Below are 4,664 nucleotides of genomic sequence, written 5' to 3'. Positions count from 1 at the left end.
GTGTAGCTCCGTGATGATCCTGTGCGCTAATCCCTGTATTGTTGACGTTTCAATGAGAGAAGATTCAACTCCACACAATTCAGCGATAAGAGAATCCAGCAGCTTCCTCATGCTTTCTGTTAAAGTAACTAAAAGAATTGACTGCTTATATTTCTTAGCTAAATATCTAGCTCTATGAAGCATTACACATGTTTTTCCGCTACCCGAAACTCCTCTAAGGCGAGCGGGTCCATTAAAGTCCTTTACTGATAACTCTTTCTGTTCAGGGTGTAAGAATAGAAGCCAATCAGACCAACTGGAATCATCCGGCAACACAGCAGCTTCTTCCCATGTAACGAATATTTCACTATTAGATGGACTACTAACTACTGATCGAAATTCTTCACCATTAGTTATCATGGCACTACCTGAATAGAGTGAGATTCTTTTATGCATCTCCTGTAACTCAAACTTATGCGAATGACTAAGTAAGTCGTCAATAAGAATAGCCACCTCTGTTCCTGAAGAATTTTCAACGTAGTCTAATATACCATTAGGATCACACTCCCAATCGTCTGCTGTAATCGATAAACAATACTTATGCAACGAGTCAGTGAAGCCTAGAGATTTCCATTCTTCATCAGAAACATGTCGAAGCAATGGAAGCTCCCGTAACATTTCACTGGAGTCTAAATCCATTGATACTATTTTTGTCTGTTCCGGCTTACTTTCAGTAACTTGGATGAAATCTAGAGTATCGTCTTTATCACTCTTTACCCATTTATAGTCTCTATGGCTATCCAACCAGTATTCAGTATCATCATGGCTTCCTGCAAACAAAAATGCTCTTGTCTTACTTACACCATCAACAAGTTGAACTACAAGCCTATAGCCATTTCCGAGGTCATATTTTTCGGCATTAGCCAATCTCGATTCACCGTGATTAGTCCGTTTCAAAGATTGAATATCACCCTCAGTAGCAGCTTCTGACTGTGCCGCTCTCGTCTTGGTGATGGCGTCCTTCCCTTTCTTTCCGCACTTTTTCAAATCTCTAAAACACTTATTTAGAGCCTTGGTTTGTACAACCTTATACATTAAAACTCCTTACGTATAATTTTTTCACTAGTATTGGCAATTGCGTATAACGCCCGGTTAAGGGGCAACCAACGCGTAGTAAAAATGCCACGCGTCGGTTGTCCTCCTTGAACTTTTGCGATTAAAATTCTAACACTTATATTTAAGTAACCATTAGAGTAACTCAGACTTTTACACAAACCAAAGCACCAAAATTCGTTAACCTGATCGAAACCATGATTTGACCCAAAACTGAGATAAATTCACCTCGTTCAAAACAACAAAGTGCCCTTTCAACGAAAATCTGACCAACTAAGCTCACAGCAAACAAACTTGTATGAAACTCGAATGAGGCAACCGCTCGAAACTCACAGCATCAATTCACTTAAAACAGCGACAGCTTTGAATCATTGCCGACGAACTCGGACGAATGGCTGAAGGAGCAGAGAAAAGGCCACAACTGATTGATTTTTTGATATTAAGCATAACAGTGATTAGCAGGCCGTAAGCCTTCTAATCACTTGATGTGATGATACTATGGCAACTAATAACCCTAATAACTTCATAAGCACTTTGTTGCTCATCGCATTTTATACAGAAGAGTATTGTTTGCCGCAAGTATGTTGTTTAGTCTTTGCGATGAACGATAGATTCAAGATGAAAGACACCTTTGCTTGCAATGAATGGCCGCCGACTTAGGCGGCTTTTTCTTGCCTGCAAGAAAGGAAAGTAACTTGATGGTGGAAAAGACACGCTGAAGCCTTGGTGTGTGGTGGAACCTACCCCCGTGATACATCACGGGGATTCAGCTAACAGTATTAGGGTAATGGATAACTTTTAATAGGGTAAGCACATACTGTCTCAGTCGTATAGAATGGTAACTCTAAACGATTTTGGGGCAAAAGTGTTTTTGAATTTTTAACAAATTAGCAACCCCGTATTAGGTTGATTATAGCAATAGCGTAGTAGCTCAAGGAAAAATCAAGCATGTATGAAAAACAGGCTCACAGGAGCCTTATCAACGTTAACTCCTGAGATACCCATACATTTCATTTACTAATGTAGTAAATGGAAATACCTGTTGTCATAAAGGTAACGCGCCAAGTTCAGAGATGTCTCATATTATCCTCGTAAACGCAACCACTTATGAGACCACCATGAAACCTGCGGCTAATGTATCCCGATATCTGCTATGCAGCTTTGCCTTTGTGCTGCTCTATCCCACTGCCATCGATCTCTATTTGGTTGCCTTGCCACAAATTGCCAACGATCTTTCTGCAAGTGAATCCCAACTTCATATCGCCTTTTCTGTTTATCTTGCGGGTATGGCTTCTACTATGGTGTTTGTAGGACGAGTTGCTGACCGTTTTGGCCGTAAACCTGTCGCCATGTGTGGGGCAGTGATCTTCTCGCTTGCTTCGACGTTGGCGGGTTCAGCTGAAACCAGTGATAGCTTCCTAGTTATGCGATTCTTCCAAGGCGTTGGAGCGGCATGTTGCTATGTTGTGGCCTTCGCTATTTTGCGTGATACCTTAGATGATCAAAAGCGCGCTAAAGTGCTTTCAATGCTTAATGGCATAACTTGTTCTATTCCCGTGCTAGCACCTGTTATCGGTAATCTGATCATGATTAAGTTTCCGTGGCCCGTGTTATTCACCGCCATGACGATGATGGGTGTTGCGATAGGTTTAATTGCTTGCTTTGTCTTGAAAGAAACCTTGCCGAAAGCCAAATGCACCGTTTTAGTTGTTAGTGAAGGCTCGAACGAATCTCTGTGTAACCGCTTTTTTATCTCGCGCGTTATTTATACTTCTTTAGGCGTCACCGCGATTCTCTCTTATGTAAATACATCACCAATGATCATAATGGATTTACTTGGCTTTACTCGAAGTGAATACTCAACGGCAATGGCACTACTCGCGATAGTAGGTATGACAACATCGTTTTCAGTGCCATTTGCTCTGTCTTACTTCAAACAAACCACATTAATGTTCGCAGCACAAATCTCCAGTTTGCTGTCGGCTATCGTTATTCTTGCGGCTCACTTGAATAGCGATAGTTCGACACTCTATATGTTTTGGTCAGCATGAGTTTTTCAATGGGATTTGGCGTGGCGATGAGTCAGGCGTTAAGTCAGTTCTCTCGCAAAGCTGGACTGGCAAGCTCTATGCTTGGCATAGGACAGGTTTCTTGGTCTGCATTTTACATTTGGTTCATGGCAACGTTAGGTGTGTCGGCCGTGATGATGTTAATGATAGCGTTGGTTGCTAGTGGAGTTATTGGACTCTCTATAATATTATTATTTCCAAATCATAACGTTAGTGAGCTTCATGAAGAAATCTCTTGCCCGACTTGATCTCAATTTATTGCTCACTCTGCAGTTGCTCTTGCAAGAGCAAAGTGTCACGAAAACGGCGAAAAAACTGAATGTAACCCCCTCATCGGTGAGTAAGTCACTGGCTAAATTACGTGATTGGTTTGACGACCCTTTATTTGTGAACACACCGCTGGGACTTAAACCAACAACGCTTGCAACGAGCATGCAAGAAAGCTTGTCAGACTGGATGCAAATCGGTAATCAGATTGCATCGCGACGCGGTGATGATGCGCCGAGTGGTGTGAAGTTTCACCTTGGCGTCGAGTCGCCATTGTCACTCATTATGGTGGATGAACTGACTAAACGAATTCATGACACGTATCCCGATTCTAAAGTGAAGTATCACAATTGGGATTACGATTCATTAGACGCGATTACGCGCGGTGAAGTGGATATCGGTTTTACGGGGCGTGAGAGCCATCCTCGCTCTAAGGAGTCGCTAGAACTGCTGCCATATTTCATCAATTTTGAAGTTCTATTTTCCGACCTGCCTATGGTGTATATCCGAAAAGACCATCCAGCGCTCAAGCAAGAGTGGAATTTAGATACTTTCTTAAGCTATGCCCATATCAATGTTACATGGGAGAAAAATGACAGTTGGGCATTGGATGAGATCTTGGCTGAGCAGGGGTACACCCGAAATGTTAGATTAACAATGGCGAGTTTCGAACAAGCTTTGTTTGTTGCCGAAAAGCCCGGCCATCAAATGTTAACTACGGCACCAAAGTATTGTCAGCGGTACTGCGAGCAACTTCACCCTAATTTGCTGGCGTTACCTATCCCGATTACGGAAGATTGTCAGCATAAACTACTGATTCCGTTTACTATGATTTGGCACAAACGTAATAATCAGAATCCTAAAATCGTATGGTTGAGGCAGACGATTAAGAACCTATATGGCGCAAGTTGAACTATTAATTTTGCAGTAAAGCAATGAACAGCCTCCCACCTTGATGCTATCAATAGCCGTAGGAGTAAGATCTTACCTTCCATTAGATTAAGTATTTTAAAATCTTCAACTCTATTATCCACTTCGACGTTGGTCTCAGCTCATTTTGGGGGCATAAACGTTTTAGAAATGGCAGCGTACCGATGTGAACGCTGCCATTTTTGTATGATACTAATACTAGGTATGAGACTTTATTCCTCTCCTACCTCAGCTCAGCTGTGGGAAGGTAAAAAAGTATCATACTCTCAGGCGCTGTATGCCTTGTATTGCTGCATGACTTTAGCG

General features: G+C 42.0%; 2 protein-coding genes and 1 pseudogene. 2 read left to right on the top strand and 1 reads right to left on the bottom strand.

The features are described from left to right. The coding region (locus tag CAG60_RS12265) for a UvrD-helicase domain-containing protein (protein WP_272924714.1) at positions 1–1,074 on the bottom strand (1,074 nt) is incomplete at its 3' end. Positions 1,075–2,210: 1,136 nt separating this feature from the next. Between CAG60_RS12265 and CAG60_RS12260 the strand changes: the two are divergent. Then, positions 2,211–3,409 (top strand): annotated as a pseudogene (locus CAG60_RS12260) (MFS transporter). Further along, the gene (gene yidZ / locus CAG60_RS12255) at positions 3,384–4,340 is read left to right on the top strand and encodes an HTH-type transcriptional regulator YidZ (protein WP_161439037.1); all 957 of its coding nucleotides are present in this window, start codon (positions 3,384–3,386) and stop codon (positions 4,338–4,340) included. The pseudogene CAG60_RS12260 and the gene yidZ overlap by 26 nt, the downstream one beginning before the upstream one ends. Positions 4,341–4,664: the final 324 nt, after the last annotated feature.

The sequence above is a fragment of the Vibrio sp. V33_P6A3T137 genome (assembly GCF_009904835.1).
In the GTDB taxonomy this organism is placed as follows: domain Bacteria; phylum Pseudomonadota; class Gammaproteobacteria; order Enterobacterales; family Vibrionaceae; genus Vibrio; species Vibrio metschnikovii.
Note: the sequence above shows the minus strand (reverse complement) of the source record. Positions and strands in the feature narration are given on the sequence as shown.